The 22,601-nt window shown below is 61.3% G+C and carries 29 protein-coding genes, 1 tRNA gene and 1 pseudogene; 22 read left to right on the forward strand and 9 right to left on the reverse strand.

Annotated elements, in window-relative coordinates; genetic code table 11:
- Nucleotides 1–4: 4 nt before the first annotated feature.
- The 5 genes from NLX68_RS23550 to NLX68_RS23570 all read right to left on the reverse strand — a co-directional run bounded on the left by NLX68_RS23550 (nucleotide 5) and on the right by NLX68_RS23570 (nucleotide 2,813).
- Nucleotides 5–976 carry a FecR family protein gene (locus NLX68_RS23550; RefSeq protein ID WP_254286050.1) on the reverse strand — a complete coding sequence of 324 codons (972 nt, stop codon included), beginning with the start codon at nucleotides 974–976 and terminating at the stop codon, nucleotides 5–7.
- Nucleotides 969–1,496, reverse strand: coding sequence for an RNA polymerase sigma factor (locus NLX68_RS23555; protein WP_367949543.1), 528 nt, complete (start codon nucleotides 1,494–1,496; stop codon nucleotides 969–971). Before NLX68_RS23555 ends, NLX68_RS23550 begins: the two co-directional genes overlap by 8 nt.
- Before the next feature lie 64 nt (nucleotides 1,497–1,560).
- Entirely contained in the window at nucleotides 1,561–2,241 is a 681-nt protein-coding gene (locus NLX68_RS23560; protein WP_254286052.1) for a hypothetical protein, read from the reverse strand.
- Nucleotides 2,242–2,297: 56 nt separating this feature from the next.
- A complete protein-coding gene (locus NLX68_RS23565; RefSeq protein WP_254286053.1) occupies nucleotides 2,298–2,486 on the reverse strand; it encodes a DUF3077 domain-containing protein in 189 nt (62 codons plus the stop codon).
- Nucleotides 2,487–2,576: 90 nt separating this feature from the next.
- Nucleotides 2,577–2,813 (reverse strand): hypothetical protein, encoded by a 237-nt coding sequence (locus NLX68_RS23570; protein ID WP_081492801.1) that lies wholly within the window; start codon nucleotides 2,811–2,813, stop codon nucleotides 2,577–2,579.
- Nucleotides 2,814–3,238: 425 nt separating this feature from the next.
- On the opposite strand from NLX68_RS23570, the gene NLX68_RS23575 reads away from it, so the two are divergent.
- Both NLX68_RS23575 and NLX68_RS23580 read left to right on the forward strand, forming a co-directional pair.
- Nucleotides 3,239–3,532 (forward strand): type II toxin-antitoxin system RelE/ParE family toxin, encoded by a 294-nt coding sequence (locus NLX68_RS23575; protein WP_302056329.1) that lies wholly within the window; start codon nucleotides 3,239–3,241, stop codon nucleotides 3,530–3,532.
- A 1-nt stretch (nucleotide 3,533) separates the two neighbouring features.
- Entirely contained in the window at nucleotides 3,534–3,833 is a 300-nt protein-coding gene (locus NLX68_RS23580) for an addiction module antidote protein (RefSeq protein ID WP_254286054.1), read from the forward strand.
- Between the two features lie 22 nt (nucleotides 3,834–3,855).
- Here NLX68_RS23580 and NLX68_RS23585 read toward each other — a convergent pair.
- Both NLX68_RS23585 and NLX68_RS23590 read right to left on the reverse strand, forming a co-directional pair.
- Nucleotides 3,856–4,607: pseudogene (locus tag NLX68_RS23585) on the reverse strand (bestrophin family protein).
- A 76-nt stretch (nucleotides 4,608–4,683) separates the two neighbouring features.
- Nucleotides 4,684–5,160, reverse strand: a complete 477-nt coding sequence (locus NLX68_RS23590; protein ID WP_254286055.1) for a GNAT family N-acetyltransferase — start codon at nucleotides 5,158–5,160, stop codon at nucleotides 4,684–4,686.
- Nucleotides 5,161–5,298: 138 nt separating this feature from the next.
- Here NLX68_RS23590 and sodC point away from each other — a divergent pair, with 138 nt between their 5' ends.
- Nucleotides 5,299–5,811, forward strand: a complete 513-nt coding sequence (gene sodC, locus NLX68_RS23595; protein ID WP_254286056.1) for a superoxide dismutase [Cu-Zn] SodC — start codon at nucleotides 5,299–5,301, stop codon at nucleotides 5,809–5,811.
- Between the two features lie 69 nt (nucleotides 5,812–5,880).
- Nucleotides 5,881–6,189, forward strand: coding sequence for a HigA family addiction module antitoxin (locus NLX68_RS23600; protein WP_254286057.1), 309 nt, complete (start codon nucleotides 5,881–5,883; stop codon nucleotides 6,187–6,189).
- 49 nt (nucleotides 6,190–6,238) lie between these two features.
- On the opposite strand, the gene NLX68_RS23605 is transcribed toward NLX68_RS23600, so the two are convergent.
- Nucleotides 6,239–6,323, reverse strand: a tRNA-Leu gene (locus tag NLX68_RS23605).
- A gap of 108 nt (nucleotides 6,324–6,431) precedes the next feature.
- Here NLX68_RS23605 and queA point away from each other — a divergent pair.
- The 6 genes from queA to NLX68_RS23635 all read left to right on the forward strand — a co-directional run bounded on the left by queA (nucleotide 6,432) and on the right by NLX68_RS23635 (nucleotide 12,513).
- A complete protein-coding gene (gene queA, locus NLX68_RS23610) occupies nucleotides 6,432–7,481 on the forward strand; it encodes a tRNA preQ1(34) S-adenosylmethionine ribosyltransferase-isomerase QueA (RefSeq protein WP_254286058.1) in 1,050 nt (349 codons plus the stop codon).
- Nucleotides 7,482–7,495: 14 nt separating this feature from the next.
- The gene (tgt, locus tag NLX68_RS23615; RefSeq protein ID WP_254286074.1) at nucleotides 7,496–8,611 is read left to right on the forward strand and encodes a tRNA guanosine(34) transglycosylase Tgt; all 1,116 of its coding nucleotides are present in this window, start codon (nucleotides 7,496–7,498) and stop codon (nucleotides 8,609–8,611) included.
- Nucleotides 8,612–8,658: 47 nt separating this feature from the next.
- A complete protein-coding gene (gene yajC / locus NLX68_RS23620; RefSeq protein ID WP_010223473.1) occupies nucleotides 8,659–8,994 on the forward strand; it encodes a preprotein translocase subunit YajC in 336 nt (111 codons plus the stop codon).
- 63 nt (nucleotides 8,995–9,057) lie between these two features.
- Nucleotides 9,058–10,923: a protein translocase subunit SecD gene (gene secD / locus NLX68_RS23625; RefSeq protein WP_254286059.1), complete on the forward strand. Its 1,866-nt coding sequence runs from the start codon at nucleotides 9,058–9,060 to the stop codon at nucleotides 10,921–10,923.
- Nucleotides 10,924–10,932: 9 nt separating this feature from the next.
- Nucleotides 10,933–11,844, forward strand: coding sequence for a protein translocase subunit SecF (gene secF / locus NLX68_RS23630; protein WP_254286060.1), 912 nt, complete (start codon nucleotides 10,933–10,935; stop codon nucleotides 11,842–11,844).
- Nucleotides 11,845–11,964: 120 nt separating this feature from the next.
- Nucleotides 11,965–12,513 carry a glycine zipper 2TM domain-containing protein gene (locus NLX68_RS23635; protein ID WP_010223470.1) on the forward strand — a complete coding sequence of 183 codons (549 nt, stop codon included), beginning with the start codon at nucleotides 11,965–11,967 and terminating at the stop codon, nucleotides 12,511–12,513.
- 188 nt (nucleotides 12,514–12,701) lie between these two features.
- Here the strand turns inward: NLX68_RS23635 and suhB are convergent, their stop codons facing one another.
- Nucleotides 12,702–13,520, reverse strand: coding sequence for an inositol-phosphate phosphatase (suhB, locus tag NLX68_RS23640; RefSeq protein ID WP_010223469.1), 819 nt, complete (start codon nucleotides 13,518–13,520; stop codon nucleotides 12,702–12,704).
- Nucleotides 13,521–13,665: 145 nt separating this feature from the next.
- Here suhB and trmJ point away from each other — a divergent pair, with 145 nt between their 5' ends.
- From trmJ to rlmN, 12 genes are all read left to right on the forward strand, one after another.
- A complete protein-coding gene (gene trmJ, locus NLX68_RS23645) occupies nucleotides 13,666–14,439 on the forward strand; it encodes a tRNA (cytosine(32)/uridine(32)-2'-O)-methyltransferase TrmJ (protein WP_254286061.1) in 774 nt (257 codons plus the stop codon).
- A complete protein-coding gene (cysE, locus tag NLX68_RS23650; protein ID WP_254286062.1) occupies nucleotides 14,440–15,222 on the forward strand; it encodes a serine O-acetyltransferase in 783 nt (260 codons plus the stop codon).
- A 153-nt stretch (nucleotides 15,223–15,375) separates the two neighbouring features.
- The gene (gene iscR, locus NLX68_RS23655) at nucleotides 15,376–15,867 is read left to right on the forward strand and encodes a Fe-S cluster assembly transcriptional regulator IscR (RefSeq protein ID WP_254286063.1); all 492 of its coding nucleotides are present in this window, start codon (nucleotides 15,376–15,378) and stop codon (nucleotides 15,865–15,867) included.
- A gap of 42 nt (nucleotides 15,868–15,909) precedes the next feature.
- Nucleotides 15,910–17,124, forward strand: coding sequence for an IscS subfamily cysteine desulfurase (locus tag NLX68_RS23660; protein ID WP_254286064.1), 1,215 nt, complete (start codon nucleotides 15,910–15,912; stop codon nucleotides 17,122–17,124).
- A gap of 46 nt (nucleotides 17,125–17,170) precedes the next feature.
- The gene (gene iscU / locus NLX68_RS23665; RefSeq protein WP_002552476.1) at nucleotides 17,171–17,557 is read left to right on the forward strand and encodes a Fe-S cluster assembly scaffold IscU; all 387 of its coding nucleotides are present in this window, start codon (nucleotides 17,171–17,173) and stop codon (nucleotides 17,555–17,557) included.
- A gap of 28 nt (nucleotides 17,558–17,585) precedes the next feature.
- Nucleotides 17,586–17,909, forward strand: coding sequence for an iron-sulfur cluster assembly protein IscA (iscA, locus tag NLX68_RS23670; RefSeq protein WP_010223463.1), 324 nt, complete (start codon nucleotides 17,586–17,588; stop codon nucleotides 17,907–17,909).
- Nucleotides 17,910–17,917: 8 nt separating this feature from the next.
- On the forward strand, nucleotides 17,918–18,439 hold the full coding sequence (hscB, locus tag NLX68_RS23675) for a co-chaperone HscB (protein WP_010223462.1): 522 nt from the start codon (nucleotides 17,918–17,920) through the stop codon (nucleotides 18,437–18,439).
- Between the two features lie 42 nt (nucleotides 18,440–18,481).
- Nucleotides 18,482–20,344, forward strand: a complete 1,863-nt coding sequence (gene hscA / locus NLX68_RS23680) for a Fe-S protein assembly chaperone HscA (protein ID WP_254286065.1) — start codon at nucleotides 18,482–18,484, stop codon at nucleotides 20,342–20,344.
- 3 nt (nucleotides 20,345–20,347) lie between these two features.
- The gene (gene fdx, locus NLX68_RS23685) at nucleotides 20,348–20,689 is read left to right on the forward strand and encodes an ISC system 2Fe-2S type ferredoxin (RefSeq protein WP_254286066.1); all 342 of its coding nucleotides are present in this window, start codon (nucleotides 20,348–20,350) and stop codon (nucleotides 20,687–20,689) included.
- A 14-nt stretch (nucleotides 20,690–20,703) separates the two neighbouring features.
- Nucleotides 20,704–20,904, forward strand: coding sequence for a Fe-S cluster assembly protein IscX (gene iscX / locus NLX68_RS23690; RefSeq protein WP_010223458.1), 201 nt, complete (start codon nucleotides 20,704–20,706; stop codon nucleotides 20,902–20,904).
- 90 nt (nucleotides 20,905–20,994) lie between these two features.
- A complete protein-coding gene (gene ndk / locus NLX68_RS23695) occupies nucleotides 20,995–21,420 on the forward strand; it encodes a nucleoside-diphosphate kinase (protein ID WP_010223457.1) in 426 nt (141 codons plus the stop codon).
- A gap of 28 nt (nucleotides 21,421–21,448) precedes the next feature.
- The gene (gene rlmN, locus NLX68_RS23700; protein WP_010223456.1) at nucleotides 21,449–22,594 is read left to right on the forward strand and encodes a 23S rRNA (adenine(2503)-C(2))-methyltransferase RlmN; all 1,146 of its coding nucleotides are present in this window, start codon (nucleotides 21,449–21,451) and stop codon (nucleotides 22,592–22,594) included.
- The last annotated feature ends 7 nt before the right edge of the window (nucleotides 22,595–22,601 follow it).

Consider the following 22,601-nt stretch of genomic DNA (forward strand, 5'->3'; position numbering starts at 1 on the left):
TCGCTCAGCGAACCACAAGGGTTCCGCCGGGCAGGCGGGTGACCTGTGCGGCGGTAACTTTGCTCAGCGCCTGGACAATCGCCAGGGGCTCATCCAACTGGTAATTGCCGCTGACGCGCTGAGTGGCGGCGGTGCTGTTGAACAGCAGGATGGGCGCCGGGTAGTAGCGGCGCAACTCGCTGAGAACGTCGGCCAGCGGCGCATCCTGGAACGACAGGCGGCCATTGATCCAGGCCATCTGCCGTTCGCCGCCTTCCTGGTGCGCAGGTTGCAGGTGCCCGGCCTTGAGTTGTTGCCAGTTACCGGCCAGCAGCAGGTTGTTGTCACCGGCGTTGTTGGCGAAGCGTACCCGGCCTTCGCGTACGGCAACGGTGACTTGCTTGTCACGCTTGCTGACGCTGAAGCGAGTACCGACCACCGTTACCCTGGCTTCGCCGGTATCGATGATCAACGGGCGCGCGGCGTCGTGAAAGGCTTCGATGTAAAGGTCGCCACGCAGCAAGCGAATATGCCGGGATTGACCGTCAAACGCGGTGCTGATTGCGCTGTTGCTGCCCAGGACGATATGCGAACCGTCAGCCAGTTCCAGGCGTTCGACCTGGGCAATGGCGGTCAGGTGCTCGGCTTGCAGGCGCATCGGCACATCGGCCATCCAGCCGGCACCGAGCATCAGCAGCACGGCAGCGGCGGTGGCCAGGTATTGGCGCACTGGGCGCCGCCTGGAGCGCTGGACAGGCGCGGGCGGCAACCCCAGATCGACTTCCAGGTTTTGCAGAGCCTGCTCGAACGCGCGGTTGTTCCACAGTGCTTCCAGCTCGGCATAGGCTGCGCCATGTTCTGCATCGGCACCGCGCCACTGCTCGAAGCGCTGGCAGGTTGCCTGATCACTGGCGATCTGGGCACGGTGGGCGAACCAGTAGCTTGCCTGCTCTCTGGCCGATTCGCCGGGAATGAGGGGGGGGGATGCTTCAGTCATGGGCGGTCTGCATGTCGGTGGCTTTAATGCAGGCAGTGAGCGCATTGCGTAGGTCTTTTTCCACCGTGCTCAGAGAAACCTGCAGGCGCTGGGCAATCTCAGCTTGGGCAAGGCCATGCAGTTTATGCAATATCAGGATTTGTTGCTGGCGTTTGGGCAAGGTTGCGAGCACTTGCTGAAACTGTTGCAACTGTTGCTGGCCCTGGGCGTGACTGTCCGGGCCAGGCGCGCTGGTCGGCACTTCCACCACAAGGTTTTCATCCGCGTAGGGGTCTTCGAAGCGACGCTTGCTTCGTTGACTGCGCAAGTGATCGAACGCCAGGTACTGGGCGGTTTGGTAGAGGAACGGATGCAAATGCTCGATCGGCCGGGTGTTCAGCGCTTTAGCCACTTTCAGATAGGTTTCCTGCGCCAGGTCCTCGGCCAGGCTGGCGCAGCCGACGACTCGCGACAGCATGCGGATCAAGGCAGTGCGCTGCCCGATAAAAAGCGTGCTGAGCTTTTGTTGATTCGTCTCCACGGCCACAGCCCCCGCCACCCTGATCTCGCCCCACGCGAGTCGCGCATACTAATAAGAGTGAGTCTCATTTCCAAGGGGTTTCACGAGCGGGCAGATCATGGCTGGCCCATTCCAGGTAGCGGATGATCCGTTCCTTGTAATGCAGGTGATCGCGCACCACGATCAATCCGAGCCATAGCACCAGTAGGACGGCGAAGGTCAGCAGGATGACCAGGTTGCCTTTGCCGAACGCCCACAGCTCGGTCAACTTGGCCTTTTCGGTGGCAATGGTGGCGAGGAAGGTCATGATCGCCACGAACATCGCGTTCTGGGTCAGATTCAACGACTTCGGCGGGTTCTCGGAAATCTTCGCAAACGCTGCGATGTCTGCTGCCTGGGCCGCACTGACAGCGTTCTGTTCAAGCATCTGCAGGAAATGTGCATAGCGCAGGTAGCTGTCGCGCTGCAGCAGCGGCTGGCTGGCGATGGCGTGGCGTTGATACAGGCTTTTGAACTGCTCGGCGACAAAGTACTCACGGGCCAGCAACAGCGCCCACATGCACAGGCTGGTACTGAACATCACCGTAACCGCTCCCAGCGGGTGCTGTTGCACGCTGAAGGACGCGCTGACCACCAGAAAGATTGCCAGCACCACCAGCCAGGTCGGCAACAGGTGCGCTGCCAGCGGATTGTGGCGAATCGCGTGCCAATAGTTCGGGCGGCTGCGTTTGTAGAGCTGCAGCATTTCGCTCCATTGTTGAAACATCGTTACCTCGGGCGCAGGGTCTTACCTTGAGGATAACGGCCGCGCGGGCGAAATCCTCACTGGGTTTTACCTGTTGCGTGCTCGGCCTGCTGCAAACCCAGGCCCACGTCATCGACAATCGCCTTGGCCATCTCGCCCAGAAGGTGCGCGGCCCAGGCCAGGGTGGGGTCTTCTTCGCTGGCGCCTAGCGAGGCGTGCTCCAGTGCCTGTTCGCTGGGGATGCCCGGGTCGGCTGCGCCGCCCATCGCCGGCAAGTCCGGCTCCCACAAACGATCGGCATGCGCCGAACCCTGTGGGAGCTGGCTTGCCAGCGATCGAGCGCAAAGCGCTCGTAATCAGTGGGCTACCTGAACGCAGGCCAGCGCCTGTTCAACCCGCCAGCGCGCCGTTTCCATCTCGTGCAGGGCAGTGCGCACCAGCGCCTGCCCATGCCTATCGGGATGCAACAACACCGCTTGCTGGCCGACAGCCAGGGCACAGGCCAGATGCTCGCCGGCATGAACCAGGATGTCTTCAAGGCAATGAGGGGAATCGGTGGAGAGAAGCGGGGGATCGGGGACTATTTTCAGCATGGTCAGCTCCTGTATCGGTCGAGCCGCCACAAACCCGCTGTCAAACAGGAGGGTGGCAGCAGTACGTGGGTTGACAGACCGGTGATACAGGAACCGGCGCACACGAATGTGCCCCACGCACAGCTGCCATAGAGCAGTGCGACTGTATCAACAGCGGTCTGTCAAAACCGGTCGTTGATTTGGCAACGACCGGCCAAGACTAGGCAGCTAGCGATTCAGGCGCAACAGCTGAAGTGCCTGGGGATTATGCTTGGGAAATGGACTACACGAAACAGCGAAGCAGCGGTATCCAGCAACCTTTCTCTCGGTGTCATTGTTGCCATCTTCAGGCATCTGCATAACCCGGCCAAATTTCTGGCCAGGCGATGATAGGTGTGGGTTGCTGGTTGCTTGCTTGTATCCAAAGGGATACATTGGTGTGAGCCTTGAAATACAGTGTTTTGCAAACGCCCAGATTCACCTCTTGGTTGATTTCCGTACGCGACATGCGTGCAAGGGTGGCAATCGCACGGCGAATAGAGCGTGTAACGGCGGGAAATCTGGGAGATGTGAAGTCCGTCGGTGGTCAGGTCTCCGAGATGCGCATCGATGTGGGTGCGGGTTATCGAGTGTATTTCACGGTTCGGGACGGTGTAGTCATTGTTTTGTTGGCAGGTGGTGACAAGTCATCGCAATCTGTTGATATCCAACTGGCCAGGAAGCTGGCCAAGGAAATTTGATATGAGTTTGTCACTTACCATGTTTGATATGGCCGCGTTGCTCGATAGCGATGAGGCAATCAGCGAGTACCTTTCTCAAGTGCTGGCGGATGGTGATCATGACGAACTGATACGCGCCCTCGGCTATATCGCCAAGGCTCGCGGCATGAGCCAGATCGCAACTGCCAGTGGATTGGGGCGCGAGAGCCTGTACAAGGCGTTGACCCCCGGTGCGAAGCCTCGTTTTGACACTGTGCTGAAGGTCATCCGGGCGCTAGGGATTGATCTTCTGGCCCTCCCTCATGCTTCGTCGAGACTCTGATTCGCCCGCACTCTATTGCACGTCAATGGGTAGATTCGCCAACCACCTCCCCACACTGCGCATCCCGCTGCATCGACTCCAAATTCCTTTCGATGGTTTCACAAATCGCATCCATCTGAATCTGATGCTCACTGATCCGGAACGGGCTCTGCAAATCCGTGCCGATGCGCTCGATGGCCAGCAGCATGAACCCCACCACGGTCGACGCCAGCGGGGTAAACCAGCCCAGCGATTCGACCAGCCCGATCGGCACGATCAAACAGAACAGCGAAATAAACAGCCGCGGGAAATACACGTAAGGGTAGGGCAGGGGCGTGTTGGCGATGCGCTCCATGCCGCCCTGGCTGTTGGACAGGTCGACCAAGGTCGATTCCAGCCGCGCCAGGCGAATGCTGTCCAGGCGCCCGGCCTTGTATTCGCGGGTTAGCAGCGCAGCAATGTCGTCTTGATCGGGTTGACGCCGTCATCCAAATCATCGATCAGCGTCAGCACCTGGCGGGCAAAGCTGCGTGAACTGTTGACCAGCCCGCCCCACAAGGTGCGCGCTTCCCACCAGCGGTTGTAGGCGCTGCTGTTGCGAAAGCTGACCAGCACCACCAGCGCCGAACCGAGCAGGGTCAGCGGCATCAAGGGCAGGGTGAACTTGCTGTTGAAGAACAGCATGAAGTCGATGGTTACCAGCACGTCCCAGATCAGCAGCCAGAACAGCGACCAGCCGACGTAGCCGAGGGTTTTGACGATCAGGCGGTATTTGCGGGCAATGGCGTCTTTCACAGGTGAACCTCGAACGGCGGATGCACAGGATCGGACGCCGCCGCGCGCTCAAGGTTCGTTGCAACTGATTGAAGGGCTACAGCGTCTGCTTCATCTGCACCAGCGCCACCCGCGTATTGCCGGGGCCCTGGCGTTCTTCGATGGTGAAGGGTTTAAAGCCCAGCTGTGGATAAAGCAGCAGCCCGGCGGTGTTGCTGTTGAAACATGAGACCTGTACTTCACGGGCCTCGAACTGACGGCGCGCCAGCTCGATCATGCTCTGCACCAGATACCGCGCCACGCCATGGCCGCGCGCGGCGGGGGCCACCACCACATTGCCCAGGGCGCAAACGCCGCCATGCTCTGCCTTGTAGAAGTTAGCGAAGGCCAGCACGCTCCCGTCGCCCTCGACCACGGTCGAGCCGCTGCGCTGGGCGATGGCATCGCTCAGTTGCGCGGGTGTCAGCGGGTACCTGGCCTTGGGGAACATGTAGAACAACTCGTCCGGGCCTTGGGGGAAGCAGCAGATGGCAGCGATGTCGTGGGGCTGGACGGGGCGGTGGGTCAATTGCATGGCGCGACTCGATCAGCAAATGAGGGGGACAGTGATCCTACACATTTCGACAAAGCCGGTAATGCAATCCCCACGCCGGACCAAGGGTCACCTTGATAAGGTGCCCTTCGGCTGCATCGACCCACAAGGAGCAACACCATGAAAGCACTCTTGTTCACTGCCGCCCTGGCAACAGCGGGCGCCGCCCAGGCCCAGACCGTGGAACTGGCCCTGGTGGGCGCCGACGGCAGCACCAACCCCGTCGGTACCATCACCCTCGAGCAGAACCAATACGGCACTCTGCTCACGCCTGACCTGCGCGACTTGCCGCCGGGTCTACATGGCTTTCACCTGCACGAACAGCCTTCCTGTGCACCGGCAACCGCCGATGGCAAGACCACGCCGGCAGGTGCTGCAGGCGGGCACTGGGATCCGCAACAGAGTAAAAAACACCTGGGCCCGTACGACGATGCCGGGCATAAAGGCGACCTGCCGGCCCTGTATGTCAGCGCCGACGGCACTGCCCGCTATCCGGTCCTGGCGCCACGCCTGAAGGCCGAAGAGTTCAAGGGCCATGCGCTGATGGTGCATGGCGGCGGTGATAACCACAGCGATCACCCGCAGGCGTTGGGTGGTGGTGGGGCGCGGATTGCGTGTGGGGTGGTGCAGTGACGGGCAATCCATTGCGCAATGCGCTAAGCCTGTAAGTGTTGAAACAACGGACTTTCACTGAGGTGCATCATGACCTGCAAAGACGCCATGCGTCCGGTCCACCCAGGAGAGCTCTTGCGCGAGGACTTCCAAAGCGAGATGGGTGTTAGCGCTGCCGCTTTGGCTCGTGCGCTCGGCGTGTCTGCCACTTCGATCCATGGCGTTCTTTCTCGGCGTCGCGGTGTATCGGCAGACATGGCCTTGCGCCTCGCCACCTGCCTGGACACCACGCCCGAGTTCTGGCTCAACCTGCGGACGGCGTTTGACCTGCGCACTGCCGAGCTCAATCACGGCGAGGAAATCCACCGGCAAGTACAGCGCCTGGTGGCTTGCGCTTGAGTCGCCGGGCACAAAAAAACCGACCCTAGGGTCGGTTTCTTTTTGCGTTTGGTGCCCCGAGGGAGACTCGAACTCCCACTCCTTTCGAAAACGGATTTTGAATCCGCCGCGTCTACCAATTCCGCCATCAGGGCTTGTGGCGGCGAAGTATAGAGAGGCGCCTACCGTTGGTCAATCAGGTTTCATGGTCAATTTTCACCATTTCGGCTAAACTTTCCGGCCCTGTCGAACCGAACACCATCATGCGCGTCGCCGATTTCTCCTTTGAGCTTCCTGATTCCCTGATCGCTCGCCATCCGCTGGCGCAGCGCCATAGCAGCCGGCTGCTGACCCTGGACGGGCCGAGCGGGGCGCTGGCGCATCGCCAGTTCACCGACCTGCTCGAGCATTTGCGCCCGGGCGATCTGATGGTGTTCAACAATACCCGGGTGATTCCGGCGCGTCTGTTCGGCCAGAAGGCCAGCGGCGGCAAGCTGGAGATCCTCGTCGAGCGCGTACTCGACAGCCACCGGGTACTGGCCCACGTACGTTCGAGCAAGGCGCCCAAGCCGGGCACGCCGATCGTCATCGACGGCGGTGGCGAGGCCGAGATGGTCGCCCGTCACGACGCGCTGTTCGAGCTGCGTTTTGCCGAAGAGGTGCTGCCACTGCTCGATCGCGTCGGCCATATGCCGCTGCCGCCGTACATCGACCGTCCGGATGAGGGCGCCGACCGCGAGCGCTACCAGACGGTGTATGCCGAGCGCGCTGGCGCCGTGGCCGCGCCAACTGCCGGCCTGCACTTCGATGAAGAGCTGCTGGCCAAGATCGCCGCCAAAGGCGTGGAAACCGCCTTCGTCACCCTGCACGTGGGGGCTGGTACCTTCCAGCCAGTGCGGGTCGAGCGCATCGAAGACCACCACATGCATAAAGAGTGGCTGGAGGTCGGCCAGGACGTGGTCGACGCCGTGGCGGCCTGTCGCGCCCGTGGCGGGCGGGTGATTGCCGTGGGCACCACCAGCGTGCGTTCGCTGGAAAGCGCCGCCCGTGATGGCGAACTCAAGGCGTTCAGCGGCGATACCGATATCTTTATCTTCCCGGGCCGGCCATTCCATGTGGTCGATGCCCTGGTGACCAACTTCCATTTGCCTGAATCCACGCTGCTGATGCTGGTTTCGGCCTTCGCCGGTTATCCCGAGACCATGGCTGCCTATGCGGCGGCGGTCGAGAACGGATACCGCTTCTTCAGTTACGGTGATGCCATGTTCATCACCCGCAATCCGGCGCCACGCGGCCCCGAGGATCAAGCATGAGTCGCACCTGTCGTATGTCCTTCGAATTGCTGGCCACCGACGGCAAGGCCCGTCGCGGCCGCCTGACCTTCCCCCGTGGCGTGGTCGAGACCCCGGCGTTCATGCCGGTGGGCACCTATGGCACGGTCAAGGGCATGCTGCCGCGCGACATCGAAGCGATCGGCGCGCAGATGATCCTTGGCAATACCTTCCACCTGTGGCTGCGCCCGGGCACCGAGGTGATCAAGGCCCATGGCGACCTGCACGACTTCATGAAGTGGCAGGGCCCGATTCTCACCGACTCCGGTGGTTTCCAGGTGTTCAGCCTGGGTGCCATGCGCAAGATCCGCGAAGAGGGCGTGACGTTTGCCTCGCCGGTCGACGGCTCCAAGGTGTTCATGGGCCCGGAAGAGTCGATGCAGGTCCAGCGCGACCTGGGCTCGGACGTGGTGATGATCTTCGACGAATGCACCCCGTACCCGGCCGATGAAGACGTCGCCCGCGTGTCCATGGAGCTGTCGCTGCGCTGGGCCCAGCGCTCGAAAAACGCCCACGGCGACAGCACTGCGGCGTTGTTCGGCATTGTCCAGGGTGGCATGCACGAAAACCTGCGCATGCGCTCGCTCGAAGGCCTGGAAAAGATCGGCTTCGACGGCCTGGCCATCGGCGGCCTGTCGGTGGGCGAGCCCAAGCACGAAATGATCAAGGTGCTGGATTACCTGCCAGGCCGCATGCCGGCTGACAAACCTCGTTACCTTATGGGGGTAGGCAAGCCGGAAGATCTCGTTGAGGGTGTGCGCCGCGGCGTCGACATGTTCGATTGCGTGATGCCCACGCGCAACGCGCGCAACGGTCATCTGTTTGTCGATACCGGCGTGCTGAAAATCCGTAACGCGTTCCATCGCCACGATGATTCGCCCCTGGATCCGACCTGCGATTGCTATACCTGCCAGAACTTCTCCCGTGCTTATCTGCATCACCTGGATAAATGCGGCGAAATGTTGGGCAGTATGTTGAATACGATCCATAACTTGCGCCATTACCAGCGGTTGATGGCTGGTTTACGCGAGGCTATTCAACAAGGTACATTGGCCGCCTTTGTCGATGCCTTTTACGCCAAGCGCGGGCTGCCTGTGCCGCCCTTGGATTGATGTATTGTCGATCCCTAACAAGTACTGATTTGCAACTGGAGTGCTAAATGAGCTTTCTGATCCCTGCCGCATACGCGGACGCAGCTGCCCCAGCCGCCGGCCCAGCCGGTACTGGCTTCGAATGGATTTTCCTGGTCGGTTTCCTGGTCATCTTCTACCTGATGATCTGGCGCCCGCAGGCCAAACGTGCCAAAGAGCAGAAAAACCTGCTGAGCAACCTGCAAAAAGGTGACGAAGTTGTCACCAACGGCGGTATCGCCGGCAAGATCGTCAAAGTTGCCGACGACTTCGTGGTTCTGGAAGTGTCCGACAACGTCGAGCTGAAGTTCCAGAAGGGCGCCGTAGCCGCGACTCTGCCTAAAGGCACGCTCAAAGCGATCTAAGTTTCAGTTTTTTACCAATCGACGGGGCGCGCAAGGCGCCCCGCGTCTTGAACGGGCGGCGTGATGCTGAACAAATACCCTCTGTGGAAATACGCACTGATCCTGGTGGTACTGGCGATCGGTTTTATTTATTCCGCTCCCAACCTCTACCCTGATGATCCGGCCGTTCAGGTCAGTGGTGCCAGCACGGCGCTGCAGGTCACTCAGGCTGATCTGGACCGCGTGAGCAAAGCGCTCGTTGAGGCCGGAATCCAGGTCAAGGCCGCGAGCCTGGGCGAGAAGGGCAAGGTTGGGCTGGTGCGCCTGACCAAACAGGAAGACCAACTGCCAGCCAAGGATGTAGTGCGCAAGGCACTGGGCGACGACTATGTAGTAGCGCTCAACCTGGCCCCGACTACCCCGCAATGGCTGCGCAACCTGGGCGCAAGCCCGATGAAGCTGGGTCTGGACCTTTCCGGTGGTGTGCACTTCCTGCTTGAAGTGGACATGGACAAGGCCATGTCGGCCCGCCTGAAAGTCTACGAAGGCGAAGTCAAAAGCCTGCTGCGCAAAGAGCGCGTGCGCTACCGCAGCCTGCCGCAACAAGATGGCGGCATCCAGCTGGGCTTCTCCGATGATGAATCCCGCGAACAGGCCCGTAGCCTGATCCGCAAGAATTTCAACGATTTCGAGCTGACCACCACCGAGCGTAACGGCCTGTCCGTGCTGCGCCTGGCGATTACCCCGGCCAAGGTCGCGGAAATCCGTGAATACTCGATCAAGCAGAACCTGACCACGGTACGTAACCGGGTCAACGAGCTGGGTGTAGCCGAGCCACTGGTTCAGCGCCAGGGTGCCAACCGCATCGTGGTCGAGCTGCCAGGCGTGCAGGACACCGCCGAAGCCAAGCGGATTCTCGGCAAGACCGCCAACCTCGAATTCCGCCTGGGCGCTGAGCCTGGTGCCTCGAAAGCCACCACCGAAACCTTCGAGTTCCGCGAAGGCGGTCGTGCGGCTGCGGTCGAGCGTGGCCTGATCATCACCGGTGACCAGGTCACCGACGCCCAGGCCAGCTTCGACGAGCAAGGCCGTCCGCAAGTGAACATCCGTCTGGATGGTCATGGCGGCGAGCTGATGAGCCGCGCTACCCGTAGCAACGTCGGTCGCAGCATGGCGGTGATCTTCATCGAACAGCGTCCAACCACGCGCTACGTCAAGCAGATGGTCGACGGCGTCGAAAAAGACGTTGCCGTGCAGACCTTCACCGAAGAGAAGAAGATCATCAGCCTGGCGACCATCCAGTCGCCACTGGGCAGCCAATTCCGTATCACCGGCCTGAACGGTCAGGGTGAATCGTCGGAACTGGCCCTGCTGCTGCGTGCCGGTGGTCTGGCGGCGCCGATGTACTTCGCTGAAGAGCGCACCATTGGCCCGAGCCTGGGTGCCGACAACATCACCAAGGGTATCGACGCTTCCCTGTGGGGCATGCTGTTCGTTTCGCTGTTCATCATGGCCATCTACCGCTTCTTCGGCCTGATCGCGACCATCGCCCTGGCCGGTAACATGGTCATGCTGCTGGCGCTGATGTCCCTGCTGGGGGCGACACTGACCCTGCCGGGTATCGCCGGTATCGTGCTGACCATGGGTATGGCGGTCGACGCCAACGTGCTGATCTTCTCGCGGATCCGCGAAGAGCTGGCCAACGGCATGTCGGTGCAGCGCGCCATCCACGAAGGCTTCAACCGTGCCTATACGGCGATTGTCGATGCCAACCTGACCACCTTGCTGGTCGGCGGCATCCTCTTCGCCATGGGTACCGGCCCGGTCAAGGGCTTTGCGGTTACCATGTCCCTCGGGATTTTCACCTCGATGTTCACGGCCGTCATGGTTACCCGCGCAATGGTCAACCTGACCTGCGGCGGGCGTGATATCAAGAAGCTGTGGGTATAAGGGGCTGCCATGTTACGTACCATTAACTTCATGGGTGTGCGCAACGTTGCGTTCGGCATCACCCTGCTACTGACCGTGCTGGCGTTGTTCAGCTGGTTCTACAAGGGCCTCAACTTCGGCCTGGACTTCACCGGCGGTACGCTCATCGAGCTGACCTACGAGCGTCCGGCCAACCTTGGCGAGGTCCGCGAGGAGCTGGTCAAGGCCGGCTTCCAGGATGCCGTGGTGCAGAGTTTCGGTGCTACCACCGACCTGCTGGTGCGCATGCCAGGCGATGACCCGCTGCTGGGTAATCGTGTGTCCGAGGCGCTGCAAAAGGTCAGTTCCGACAACCCTGCAGTGGTCAAGCGCGTCGAGTTCGTCGGCCCGCAAGTCGGTGAAGAGCTGCGCGACCAGGGCGGCCTGGGCATGTTGCTGGCTCTTGGCGGCATCATGATCTACCTGGCCTTCCGCTTTCAGTGGAAGTTCGCCCTGGGTGCGATCCTGTCGCTGATCCATGACGTGGTCGTGACCATGGGGATCCTCTCGTTCTTCCAGATCACCTTCGACCTGACGGTACTGGCGGCGGTGCTGGCGATCATCGGTTACTCGCTCAACGACACCATCGTCGTGTTCGACCGGGTGCGGGAGAACTTCCGGGTACTGCGCAAGGCTTCGCTGATCGAGAACATCAACATCTCGACCACCCAGACCCTGCTGCGTACCGTGGCGACGTCGGTATCGACCCTGTTGGCCATTGCCGCGCTGCTGTTCTTCGGTGGCGACAATCTGTGGGGCTTCTCCCTGGCGCTGTTCATCGGCGTCATGGCGGGTACCTACTCGTCGATCTACATCGCCAACGTGGTGCTGATCTGGCTGAACCTGAGCAGCGAAGACCTGATCCCGACCGTAAAAGCCGAGGGCGTGGACGACCGTCCATAACGGGTTTTCCCACGCGGTTGGCCGTACAAAAAGGCGCGAGTGTTGAACTCGCGCCTTTTTTTATGCTCCAAGGCAGGGAGAAGGCGGGCTTTGTCCTGCAGGTACGATCAGGAGGTTCAGGTGAACAAGTCGATGCTGGTGGGTGCGGTTCTGGGTGCTGTCGGTGTAACAGCCGGAGGTGCTGTTGCCACCTACAACCTGGTCAAGGGTGGACCGGAGTTCGCCGAAGTGTTGGCGGTGCAGCCGGTCAAGCAGACAGTCAAGACACCTCGTGAGGTGTGCAAGGATGTCACCGTGACGCGTCAGGCGCCGGTGAAGGATCAGCACCAGATCGCCGGTACTGTGGTTGGCGCGCTGGCGGGTGGCCTGCTGGGTAATCAGATTGGCGGCGGCACCGGTAAGAAAATCGCTACCGTGGCAGGTGCTGTCGGTGGCGGCTATGCCGGTAACAAGGTGCAGGAGGGCATGCAGGAGCGTGATACCTATACCACCACGCAAACCCGCTGCAACACGGTCAATGACCTGAGCGAGAAGGTTGTCGGATATGACGTGAAGTACTCGATCGGCGACAAGGTCGGTCAGGTGCGCATGGACCGTGATCCGGGTTCGCAGATTCCGCTGGATAAAGAAGGCAAGCTGGTGCTCGGCCAGGCCCAGCCCGGCCAGTAACGGCGCGGTCTCTGTGGGAGCTGGCCTTGCCAGCGATCGAGCGCGAAGCGGTCGTAATCCAGGTGCCGGCTACAGTGTTGGCTATACCGGCCTCATCGCTGGCAAGCCAGCTCCCACAGAGAGAAGGTGGTCCATAAGGCCAAAAAAAAAGCACCCCGAAGGGTGCTTTTTTTGTGCCCGGTCGAAACTCAGCGTTTGATCGAGGCAGGCAGGTGCGGCTGGATAGCGGTCAGGACGGCCTTGAAGCACTTGGTATTACCGGCAACGATATGACCCTTCTCGAGGAAGTCATGGCCACCGGTGAAGTCGCTCACCAGGCCGCCGGCTTCCTGGATCAGCAGGGCGCCTGCAGCCATGTCCCACTCCGACAGGCCCGATTCCCAGAAGGCATCGAAACGACCAGCGGCAACGTAGGCCAGGTCCAGGCTGGCAGCACCGGCGCGGCGGATGCCGGCGGTCTGGCCGACCAGGGCGCGGAACATGCCCAGGTAGTTGTCCAGGTCAGCCATCTGGTTGTCACGGAACGGGAAGCCGGTACCCAGCAGGGCGCCTTCCAGGCTGGTGCGAGGGCTGACGCGCAGGCGGCGGCCGTTCAGCTGGGCGCCACGGCCACGGCTGGCGGTGAATTCTTCCTGGCGGACAGGGTCCAGCACCACGGCGTGCTCAAGGCGGCCACGGTATTTGCAGGCAATGCTGACAGCAAAGTGCGGAACGCCACGCAGGAAGTTGGTGGTGCCATCCAGTGGGTCGATGATCCACAGGTAGTCCTTGCCTTCTTCGCCGCTACCGGCATGCAGGCCGGTCTCTTCGCCGTAGATGGAGTGGTTCGGGTAGGCCTTGCGCAGGGCGTCGATGATTTTCTGCTCTGCGGCGCGATCGACTTCGGAGACGTAATCCTTGGCGTCTTTTTCATCAACCTTGATGCTATCCAGGCGCTCGATGGAGCGGAAAATCAATTCACTGGCGCTGCGGGCGGCGCGCAGCGCGATATTCAGCATGGGCTGCATGGACGTTTCACCTGGGTCGTTAAAGAAAGCCGAACATTCTAGCAGAAAACTTTGCGCGAAGAAGGGTGACATTTGCTTTCGTAGCGTAAAGTCGGTCGCTTCTGTAAGATTTGCTCCCCCTTCGCAATGTCTGTGAGCGCTCGCCTTGCTGCAAAATATTCGTGTTGTTCTGGTCAATACCAGCCACCCGGGCAATATCGGCGGCGCAGCGCGTGCCATGAAAAACATGGGCTTGTCGCGGCTGGTGCTGGTCGACCCGCAGAGCTTTCCGTCGGCCGAGGCCGATGCCCGTGCGTCGGGTGCCGATGACGTGCTGGCCGCTGCGCAAGTGGTCGCCACCCTCGAAGACGCGTTGGTCGGCTGCAACCTGGTGTTCGGCACCAGTGCCCGCGAGCGACGCATCCCCTGGCCGCTGGTCGACCCGCGCGAGTGCGCGAGCAAGGTCATCGAGCATGCCGCTCAGGGCGAGGAGATCGCCCTGGTGTTTGGTCGCGAGCATGCGGGCCTTACCAACGAAGAACTGCAGCGCTGCCATTTTCATGTGCACATCCCCTCGAACCCGGACTTCAGCTCGCTGAACCTCGGTGCTGCGGTGCAGGTGCTGGCCTATGAAGTGCGCATGGCCTGGCTGGCGCTGGAGGGGCAGTTGTCGAAGACGGAAAATACTGAAGTGGCGCCGGAGCGCAGCAGCGAACTGGCGACCATGGATGAAATGGAGCTGTTCTACGAGCACCTGGAAAAGACCCTGGTCGACATCGGCTTTCTCGACCCGGAGAAGCCCAGGCACCTGATGCCGCGTCTGCGTCGGCTGTACGGGCGCAGCTCGGTCAATCGTTCGGAAATGAGTATTTTGCGCGGCATTCTCACGGAAACCCAGAAAGTGGCTCGTGGCGAACCGCATAAGCGGAAGGATCAATAGATGTTCGAGCGTCTGCGTGAAGATATCCAGAGCGTTTTCCACCGTGACCCGGCGGCGCGCAATGCCTTTGAAGTGCTGACCTGCTACCCGGGCATGCACGCGATCTGGCTGCATCGCGCGGCGCACGCCCTGTGGCTGCGGGACTGGAAGTGGCTGGCCCGGCTGGTGTCGAACTTCGGGCGCTGGCTGACCGGGATCGAGATCCACCCCGGCGCCAAGGTTGGCCGGCGTTTTTTCATTGACCATGGCATGGGCATCGTCATTGGCGAAACCGCCGAAATCGGCGACGACGTCACCCTGTACCAGGGCGTGACCCTGGGGGGCACCACCTGGAACAAGGGCAAGCGTCATCCGACCCTGGAAGATGGCGTGGTGGTGGGCGCCGGGGCCAAGGTGCTGGGGCCGTTCACCGTCGGCGCCGGGGCCAAGATCGGCTCCAACGCAGTGGTGACCAAGGCGGTGCCGGCCGGTGCGACTGCCGTGGGTATTCCGGGGCGGATTATCGTCAAGACCGATGCCGAGGTCGAAGCCCGGCGCAAGGCCATGGCCGAGAAGATCGGCTTCGATGCCTATGGTGTCAGCGAGGACATGCCCGACCCGGTGGCTCGCGCCATTGGTCAGCTGCTCGACCACCTGCAGGCCGTCGACGGGCGCCTGGAGGGCATGTGCGGCGCGCTGAAGAACCTGGGTAGCGACTACTGCGCCAAGGAGCTGCCGGCCCTGCGTGAAGAAGACTTCGCCCAGATCAAGGATGAGGCCCGTAGCGACGCGTCGACGCATTGATAGAAGGGGCGTGCGCAAGCGCCCCTTAGTTTGCTATCATTCGGCCGCCCTCTTGCGGTAAACCCGACTAAAGCACTAGGTCTTATAGTTGACTTAAACGCTCGGGAATAGCATACTCGCTCCCATTCCGTAACCCCGTGGTACCTACTAGCCATGCGACTGACTACAAAAGGCCGATACGCCGTGACCGCCATGCTCGACCTGGCGTTGCATGCGCAGAATGGGCCGGTGTCTCTGGCCGACATTTCCGAGCGCCAAGGCATTTCCCTCTCTTATCTGGAGCAGCTGTTTGCAAAGCTGCGCCGCAGCAGCCTGGTTTCCAGTGTGCGCGGCCCCGGCGGCGGCTATCAGCTGTCGCGAAGCATGGAGAGCATTCAGGTCGCCCAGGTCATCGACGCGGTCAACGAATCGGTCGATGCCACGCGTTGCCAGGGCCTGGGTGATTGCCACGCCGGCGACACCTGCCTGACCCACCACCTGTGGTGCGACCTCAGCCAGCAGATTCACGAATTCCTCAGCGGCATCAGCCTGGCTGACCTTGTCACTCGCCGTGAGGTACAAGAAGTCGCCCAGCGCCAGGACCTGCGTCGTATCGCAGGCCGGGCACCGCAGCTGGACAAGATTGAGACGTCCGCCGTCGATTGACCGTTTCGACGCGCGGCGCGACCGCCTGATAGGAGATATTCAATGAAGTTGCCGATCTACCTCGATTACTCCGCGACCACACCGGTCGACCCACGCGTCGCCCAGAAGATGAGCGATTGCCTGCTGGTCGACGGGAACTTCGGTAACCCGGCGTCGCGCTCCCACGTCTTTGGCTGGAAAGCCGAAGAAGCGGTCGAGAACGCCCGTCGCCAGGTCGCCGACCTGGTCAATGCCGACCCGCGGGAAATTGTCTGGACCAGCGGTGCAACCGAGTCCGACAACCTGGCAATCAAGGGCGTTGCGCACTTCTACAGCACCAAGGGCAAGCACCTGATCACCTCCAAGATCGAGCACAAGGCTGTTCTGGACAGCACTCGTCAGCTGGAGCGTGAAGGTTTTGAAGTCACCTACATCGAGCCAGGCGCCGATGGCCTGATCACCCCGGCCATGGTCGAAGCGGCCCTGCGTGAAGACACCATCCTGGTGTCGATCATGCACGTGAACAACGAAATCGGCACCATCAACGACATCGCCGCCATCGGCGAACTGACCCGCGCCCGCGGCGTCATGTTCCACGTCGATGCCGCGCAGTCCACCGGCAAGGTCGAGATCGACCTGCAAAAGCTGAAAGTCGACCTGATGTCGTTCTCGGCGCACAAAACCTACGGCCCTAAAGGCATTGGCGCGCTGTATGTCAGCCGCAAGCCTCGCGTGCGCCTGGAAGCCGCCATGCACGGCGGCGGTCACGAGCGCGGCATGCGTTCGGGCACCCTGGCCACCCACCAGATCGTCGGCATGGGCGAAGCCTTCGCCATCGCCAAAGAACTGATGGCCAGCGAAAACGTGCGCATCAAGGCCCTGAGCGACCGCTTCTACCAGCAGGTTGAAGGCCTCGAAGAGCTGTACATCAACGGCAGCATGACCGCGCGCATTCCGCACAACCTGAACCTGAGCTTCAACTACGTCGAAGGCGAGTCGCTGATCATGGCGCTCAAGGACCTGGCCGTTTCGTCCGGCTCGGCCTGTACTTCGGCTTCGCTCGAGCCGTCCTACGTGCTGCGCGCCCTGGGCCGCAACGACGAACTGGCACACAGCTCGATCCGCTTCACCTTCGGTCGTTTCACCACCGAAGAAGAAATCGACTACGCCGCGCAGAAGGTTTGCGAGGCCGTGACCAAGCTGCGCGAATTGTCGCCGCTGTGGGATATGTACAAAGACGGCGTCGACATCTCCAAGATCGAGTGGGCTGCGCACTAAGTAGTCGCCGGCAAGAGCGGCTCTCTGATGAGGAAGGAATTGCACCATGGCATACAGTGAAAAGGTCATCGACCACTACGAAAACCCGCGTAACGTCGGCAAGATGAATGCCGAGGACCCGGATGTCGGCACCGGCATGGTCGGCGCCCCGGCGTGCGGCGACGTCATGCGCCTGCAGATCAAGGTCAACGAGCAGGGCGTCATCGAAGACGCCAAGTTCAAGACCTACGGCTGCGGTTCGGCCATCGCTTCCAGCTCCCTGGCCACCGAGTGGATGAAGGGCAAGACCCTGGACGAAGCCGAAACCATCAAGAACACCCAGCTGGCCGAAGAACTGGCGCTGCCGCCAGTGAAGATCCACTGCTCGGTACTCGCCGAGGACGCCATCAAGGCGGCCGTGCGCGATTACAAGCAGAAGAAAGGTTTGCTCTAAGGTCGCCTGTTGCAGGTAAGGAGTCTCGATGGCTATCAGCATGACAGAAGCCGCCGCCAAGCATGTGCGGCGCTCCCTCGACGGACGTGGCAAGGGTGAAGGTATTCGCCTCGGCGTGCGCACCACCGGCTGCTCGGGCCTGGCCTATGTGCTGGAGTTCGTCGATCAGCCGGACAGCGAAGACCTGGTCTTCGAGAGCCATGGCGAGAAGGTCATCATCGATCCGAAAAGCCTGACGTACCTCGACGGTACCGAACTGGATTTCGTCAAGGAAGGGTTGAACGAAGGCTTCAAGTTCAACAACCCCAACGTGCGCGGTGAGTGTGGCTGCGGCGAAAGCTTCAACGTCTGAGGCTGCGCGTGGGTACTCCTTGTCATTTCGCCCTGTTTGACCTGCAACCTGGCTTCCGTCTGGATCTCGACAAGCTGGCGGTTCGCTATCGCGAGCTGGCCCGCGAGGTCCATCCGGATCGCTTCGCCGATGCCTCCGAACGTGAACAGCGCATTGCGCTGGAGCGTTCGGCTGCGCTGAACGAGGCCTACCAGACTCTCAAGAGCGCGCCCCGGCGTGCACGCTACCTGTTGGCGATCGGCGGTCATGAAGTGCCGCAGGAAGTCACCGTCCATGATCCCGAGTTCCTGCTGCAACAGATGCAGCTGCGTGAAGAGCTCGAAGACCTCCAGGACAGTGCCGACCTCGATGGCGTGGCCGTCTTCAAGCGTCGCTTGAAAACTGCCCAGGAAGCACTCAATGAGAACTTCGCCGCCTGCTGGGATGATGCTGCGCAGCGTGAACAGGCCGAGCGCCTGATGCGCCGCATGCAGTTTCTCGACAAGCTCGCCTACGAAGTGCGCCAGCTGGAAGAGCGCCTCGACGATTAACCCGGCGCTGCTTCTGGCGGCGCCCCTGGTATTCAGATAAGCATGGCCCTACTGCAGATCGCCGAACCCGGTCAGAGCCCTCAGCCGCACCAGCGTCGCCTGGCGGTGGGTATTGACCTTGGTACCACCAATTCCCTGGTTGCTGCCCTGCGCAGCGGCCGTAGCGAGCCCCTGCCGGATGCTCACGGCCGGGTCATCCTGCCGTCCGCGGTGCGCTATCACGCCGACCGCATCGATGTCGGCCAGGGTGCCCGCGACGCCGCCTCCAGCGACCCGCTCAATACCGTGCTGTCGGTCAAGCGCCTGATGGGCCGTGGCCTGGCGGACGTCAAGCAGCTGGGTGAACAGCTGCCGTACCGCTTTGTCGGCGGCGAGTCGCACATGCCGTTCATCGACACCGTCCAGGGCCCGAAAAGCCCGGTGGAAGTCTCGGCCGATATCCTCAAGGTGCTGCGCCAGCGCGCCGAAGAGACCCTGGGTGGCGAGCTGGTTGGCGCGGTGATCACCGTGCCGGCCTATTTCGACGACGCCCAGCGCCAGGCCACCAAGGACGCCGCGCGTCTGGCCGGGCTGAACGTATTGCGCCTGCTCAACGAGCCGACCGCGGCGGCCGTGGCCTATGGCCTGGACCAGAATGCCGAAGGCCTGGTGGCCATCTATGACCTGGGTGGCGGTACTTTCGATATCTCGATCCTGCGCCTGACCGGCGGTGTCTTTGAAGTGCTGGCCACTGGCGGCGACAGCGCCCTGGGTGGCGACGACTTCGACCACGCCATCGCCAGCTGGATCGTCGAGCAGGCGGGCCTGTCCTCGGACCTCGATCCCGGCGCCCAGCGCCAACTGCTGCAAACCGCCTGCGCAGCCAAAGAGGCCCTGACCAGCGCTGATGCGGTGACGGTTGCCTATGGCAGCTGGCAGGCCGAGTTGACCCGCAGTGCCTTCGATGCCCTGATCGAACCGATGGTCGCCCGCAGCCTCAAGGCCTGTCGCCGCGCCGTGCGTGACAGTGGCGTGGAGCTGGAAGAGGTCGCTGCGGTGGTCATGGTCGGTGGTTCGACCCGTGTGCCGCGTGTGCGCGAGGCTGTCGGTGCGCTGTTTGGCCGTACCCCGCTGACCGAAATCGACCCGGACCAGGTGGTCGCCATCGGCGCCGCTATCCAGGCCGATACCTTGGCCGGTAATCGCCGCGATGGTGGCGAACTGCTTCTGCTCGACGTGATTCCGCTGTCCCTGGGCCTGGAAACCATGGGCGGGCTGATGGAGAAGGTGATTCCGCGCAACACCACCATCCCGGTTGCCCGTGCCCAGGAATTCACCACTTACAAAGATGGCCAGTCGGCCATGATGATTCACGTGCTGCAGGGTGAGCGCGAACTGATCAGTGACTGCCGCTCCCTGGCGCGCTTCGAACTGCGTGGTATTCCGGCGATGGTTGCCGGTGCCGCGAAGATCCGCGTGACCTTCCAGGTCGACGCCGATGGCCTGCTCAATGTCTCGGCGCGCGAACTGGGTTCGGGCGTTGAATCGAGCATCCAGGTCAAGCCGTCCTACGGTCTGACCGACGGCGAAATTGCCCGCATGCTCAAGGACTCCTTCGAACATGCCGGTTTCGACAAAGTGGCGCGCCAGCTGCGCGAGCACCAGGTCGACGCCGAGCGCCTGCTTGAAGCGGTGCAGGGCGCCCTGGACGCCGATGGCGAGCGCCTGCTGGACGCCGAAGAGCGCCTGGCGATCGAGCAACAGATGCAAGACTTGCGTGATTTGATCACCGGCACCGATGGCGTGGCCATCGAGCAACAGACCAAGCGTCTGTCGCAGGTGACCGATGCCTTTGCCGCCCGTCGCCTTGATTCGACGGTAAAAGCCGCTTTGGCCGGGCGCAACCTGAATGAGATCGAGGAATAACTGATGCCGCAGGTGATTTTTCTGCCCCACGAGAAGTTCTGCCCGGAAGGGCTGGTGGTGGAGGTGGCGCCAGGAACCAACATCCTGGAACTGGCCCACGAGCACCACATCGAGATGGAAAGCGCCTGTGGCGGCGTGTGTGCCTGCACCACCTGCCATTGCATCGTGCGTGAAGGCTTCGATTCGCTGGAAGAAGCCGACGAACTCGAAGAAGACATGCTCGACAAGGCCTGGGGCCTGGAGCCACAGTCGCGCCTGGCTTGCCAGGTGCTCGTTGGTGAGCAAGACCTGACCATCGAGATTCCGAAGTACACGATCAACCTGGCCGCCGAAGCGCCGCACTGATTCAGGGAGCCATCATGAGTCTGAAATGGGTTGATGTACTTGAAATTGCAATCCAGCTTGCCGAAAGCAAGCCGGAAGTCGATCCTCGTTATGTGAACTTCGTCGATCTGCACCAGTGGGTGCTGGCATTGCCGGATTTCAGTGACGATCCGCAGCGTGGCGGCGAGAAGGTTCTCGAAGCCATCCAGGCGGCCTGGATCGAAGAAGCCGACTGAGCGCGCTCGGCAGGTTAGGCAATCCCCCGGAACCCGCGTATAATTCGCGGGTTTAATTTTTCGCTTCACTCAACGTTTCTGGAGTTTTCCATGGCTGTTCAACGTACTTTCTCGATCATCAAGCCTGACGCTGTTGCTAAAAACGTGATCGGCGAGATCACCACCCGTTTCGAAAAAGCCGGCCTGCGCGTCGTTGCTTCGAAACTGAAGCAACTGTCCAAAGCCGAAGCCGAAGGCTTCTACGCTGAGCACAAAGAGCGCGGTTTCTTCGGTGACCTGGTTGCTTTCATGATCTCCGGTCCTGTTGTCGTTCAGGTTCTGGAAGGCGAAAACGCTATCGCTCTGAACCGTGAGCTGATGGGCGCTACCAACCCTAAAGAAGCTGCTCCAGGCACCATCCGCGCTGACTTCGCTGAATCCATCGACGCCAACGCCGTTCACGGTTCGGACTCCGAAGCCGCTGCTGCTCGCGAAATCGCTTACTTCTTCGCAGCTACCGAGGTAACCACTCGCTAAGCGAAAGCTTACGGGTGAGGGTGAATCCATGACGACATCGACTGGCAAAACTAACCTGTTGGGGCTGACCCAGCCGGAAATGGAAAAATTCTTCGACTCTATCGGGGAGAAGCGTTTCCGTGCCGGTCAGGTAATGAAATGGATTCACCACTTTGGCGTCGATGATTTCGACGCCATGACGAATGTCGGCAAGGCCTTGCGCGAAAAGCTCAAGGCGGTTGCCGAGATTCGCGGTCCGGAAGTGGTCAGCGAGGACATCTCCAGCGACGGCACCCGTAAATGGGTGGTGCGCGTGGCGTCCGGCAGCTGCGTCGAGACCGTGTACATCCCCCAGGGCAAGCGTGGCACATTGTGTGTCTCGTCCCAGGCCGGTTGCGCCCTGGACTGCAGCTTCTGCTCCACCGGCAAGCAAGGATTCAACAGCAACCTCACCGCCGCCGAAGTGATCGGCCAGGTGTGGATTGCCAACAAGTCGTTCGGCAGCATTCCAGCCACCATCGACCGCGCCATCACCAACGTGGTGATGATGGGCATGGGCGAGCCGCTGCTGAACTTCGACAACGTGGTCGCCGCCATGCATTTGATGATGGACGACCTCGGCTACGGTATTTCCAAGCGCCGGGTGACCCTGTCCACCTCTGGTGTTGTCCCGATGATCGAAGAGCTGGCCAAGCACATCGACGTCTCCCTGGCCCTGTCGCTGCACGCGCCGAACGATGCGCTGCGCAACGAACTGGTGCCGCTTAACAAGAAGTACCCGCTCAAGGTATTGCTCGAGGCGTGCATGAACTACATGTCGCAACTGGGCGAGAAGCGCGTACTGACCATTGAGTACACCCTGCTCAAGGACGTCAACGACAAGCTCGAACACGCCGTGGAAATGGCCGAGCTGCTCAAGAACGTGCCGTGCAAGATCAACCTGATCCCGTTCAACCCGTTCCCGCATTCCGGTTACGAGCGGCCGAGCAACAACGCCATCCGCCGCTTCCAGGACCACCTGCATCACGCCGGTTACAACGTCACGGTGCGTACCACCCGTGGTGAAGACATCGACGCGGCGTGCGGCCAGCTGGTTGGCCAGGTAATGGACCGCACCCGTCGCAGCGAGCGCTATATCGCCGTGCGTCAGTTGAACGCCGACGCTGACGTGCAAGAAAGCGCCGCGCGCAACTAAAGAGAGG

Origin of the sequence: Pseudomonas sp. SBB6 (assembly GCF_024213215.1) — a bacterium.
Classification (GTDB): Bacteria; Pseudomonadota; Gammaproteobacteria; order Pseudomonadales; family Pseudomonadaceae; genus Aquipseudomonas; species Aquipseudomonas donghuensis.

Coding starts and splice junctions, on each gene's coding strand:
- NLX68_RS23550 (WP_254286050.1), bottom strand. CDS start 976: ATGACTGAAGCATCCCCCCCCCTCATTCCCGGCGAATCGGCCAGAGAG.
- NLX68_RS23560 (WP_254286052.1), bottom strand. CDS start 2,241: ATGTTTCAACAATGGAGCGAAATGCTGCAGCTCTACAAACGCAGCCGC.
- NLX68_RS23565 (WP_254286053.1), bottom strand. CDS start 2,486: ATGGGCGGCGCAGCCGACCCGGGCATCCCCAGCGAACAGGCACTGGAG.
- NLX68_RS23570 (WP_081492801.1), bottom strand. CDS start 2,813: ATGCTGAAAATAGTCCCCGATCCCCCGCTTCTCTCCACCGATTCCCCT.
- NLX68_RS23580 (WP_254286054.1), top strand. CDS start 3,534: ATGAGTTTGTCACTTACCATGTTTGATATGGCCGCGTTGCTCGATAGC.
- NLX68_RS23590 (WP_254286055.1), bottom strand. CDS start 5,160: ATGCAATTGACCCACCGCCCCGTCCAGCCCCACGACATCGCTGCCATC.
- sodC (WP_254286056.1), top strand. CDS start 5,299: ATGAAAGCACTCTTGTTCACTGCCGCCCTGGCAACAGCGGGCGCCGCC.
- NLX68_RS23600 (WP_254286057.1), top strand. CDS start 5,881: ATGACCTGCAAAGACGCCATGCGTCCGGTCCACCCAGGAGAGCTCTTG.
- queA (WP_254286058.1), top strand. CDS start 6,432: ATGCGCGTCGCCGATTTCTCCTTTGAGCTTCCTGATTCCCTGATCGCT.
- tgt (WP_254286074.1), top strand. CDS start 7,496: ATGTCCTTCGAATTGCTGGCCACCGACGGCAAGGCCCGTCGCGGCCGC.
- yajC (WP_010223473.1), top strand. CDS start 8,659: ATGAGCTTTCTGATCCCTGCCGCATACGCGGACGCAGCTGCCCCAGCC.
- secD (WP_254286059.1), top strand. CDS start 9,058: ATGCTGAACAAATACCCTCTGTGGAAATACGCACTGATCCTGGTGGTA.
- secF (WP_254286060.1), top strand. CDS start 10,933: ATGTTACGTACCATTAACTTCATGGGTGTGCGCAACGTTGCGTTCGGC.
- suhB (WP_010223469.1), bottom strand. CDS start 13,520: ATGCAGCCCATGCTGAATATCGCGCTGCGCGCCGCCCGCAGCGCCAGT.
- cysE (WP_254286062.1), top strand. CDS start 14,440: ATGTTCGAGCGTCTGCGTGAAGATATCCAGAGCGTTTTCCACCGTGAC.
- iscR (WP_254286063.1), top strand. CDS start 15,376: ATGCGACTGACTACAAAAGGCCGATACGCCGTGACCGCCATGCTCGAC.
- NLX68_RS23660 (WP_254286064.1), top strand. CDS start 15,910: ATGAAGTTGCCGATCTACCTCGATTACTCCGCGACCACACCGGTCGAC.
- iscU (WP_002552476.1), top strand. CDS start 17,171: ATGGCATACAGTGAAAAGGTCATCGACCACTACGAAAACCCGCGTAAC.
- iscA (WP_010223463.1), top strand. CDS start 17,586: ATGGCTATCAGCATGACAGAAGCCGCCGCCAAGCATGTGCGGCGCTCC.
- hscA (WP_254286065.1), top strand. CDS start 18,482: ATGGCCCTACTGCAGATCGCCGAACCCGGTCAGAGCCCTCAGCCGCAC.
- fdx (WP_254286066.1), top strand. CDS start 20,348: ATGCCGCAGGTGATTTTTCTGCCCCACGAGAAGTTCTGCCCGGAAGGG.
- iscX (WP_010223458.1), top strand. CDS start 20,704: ATGAGTCTGAAATGGGTTGATGTACTTGAAATTGCAATCCAGCTTGCC.
- ndk (WP_010223457.1), top strand. CDS start 20,995: ATGGCTGTTCAACGTACTTTCTCGATCATCAAGCCTGACGCTGTTGCT.
- rlmN (WP_010223456.1), top strand. CDS start 21,449: ATGACGACATCGACTGGCAAAACTAACCTGTTGGGGCTGACCCAGCCG.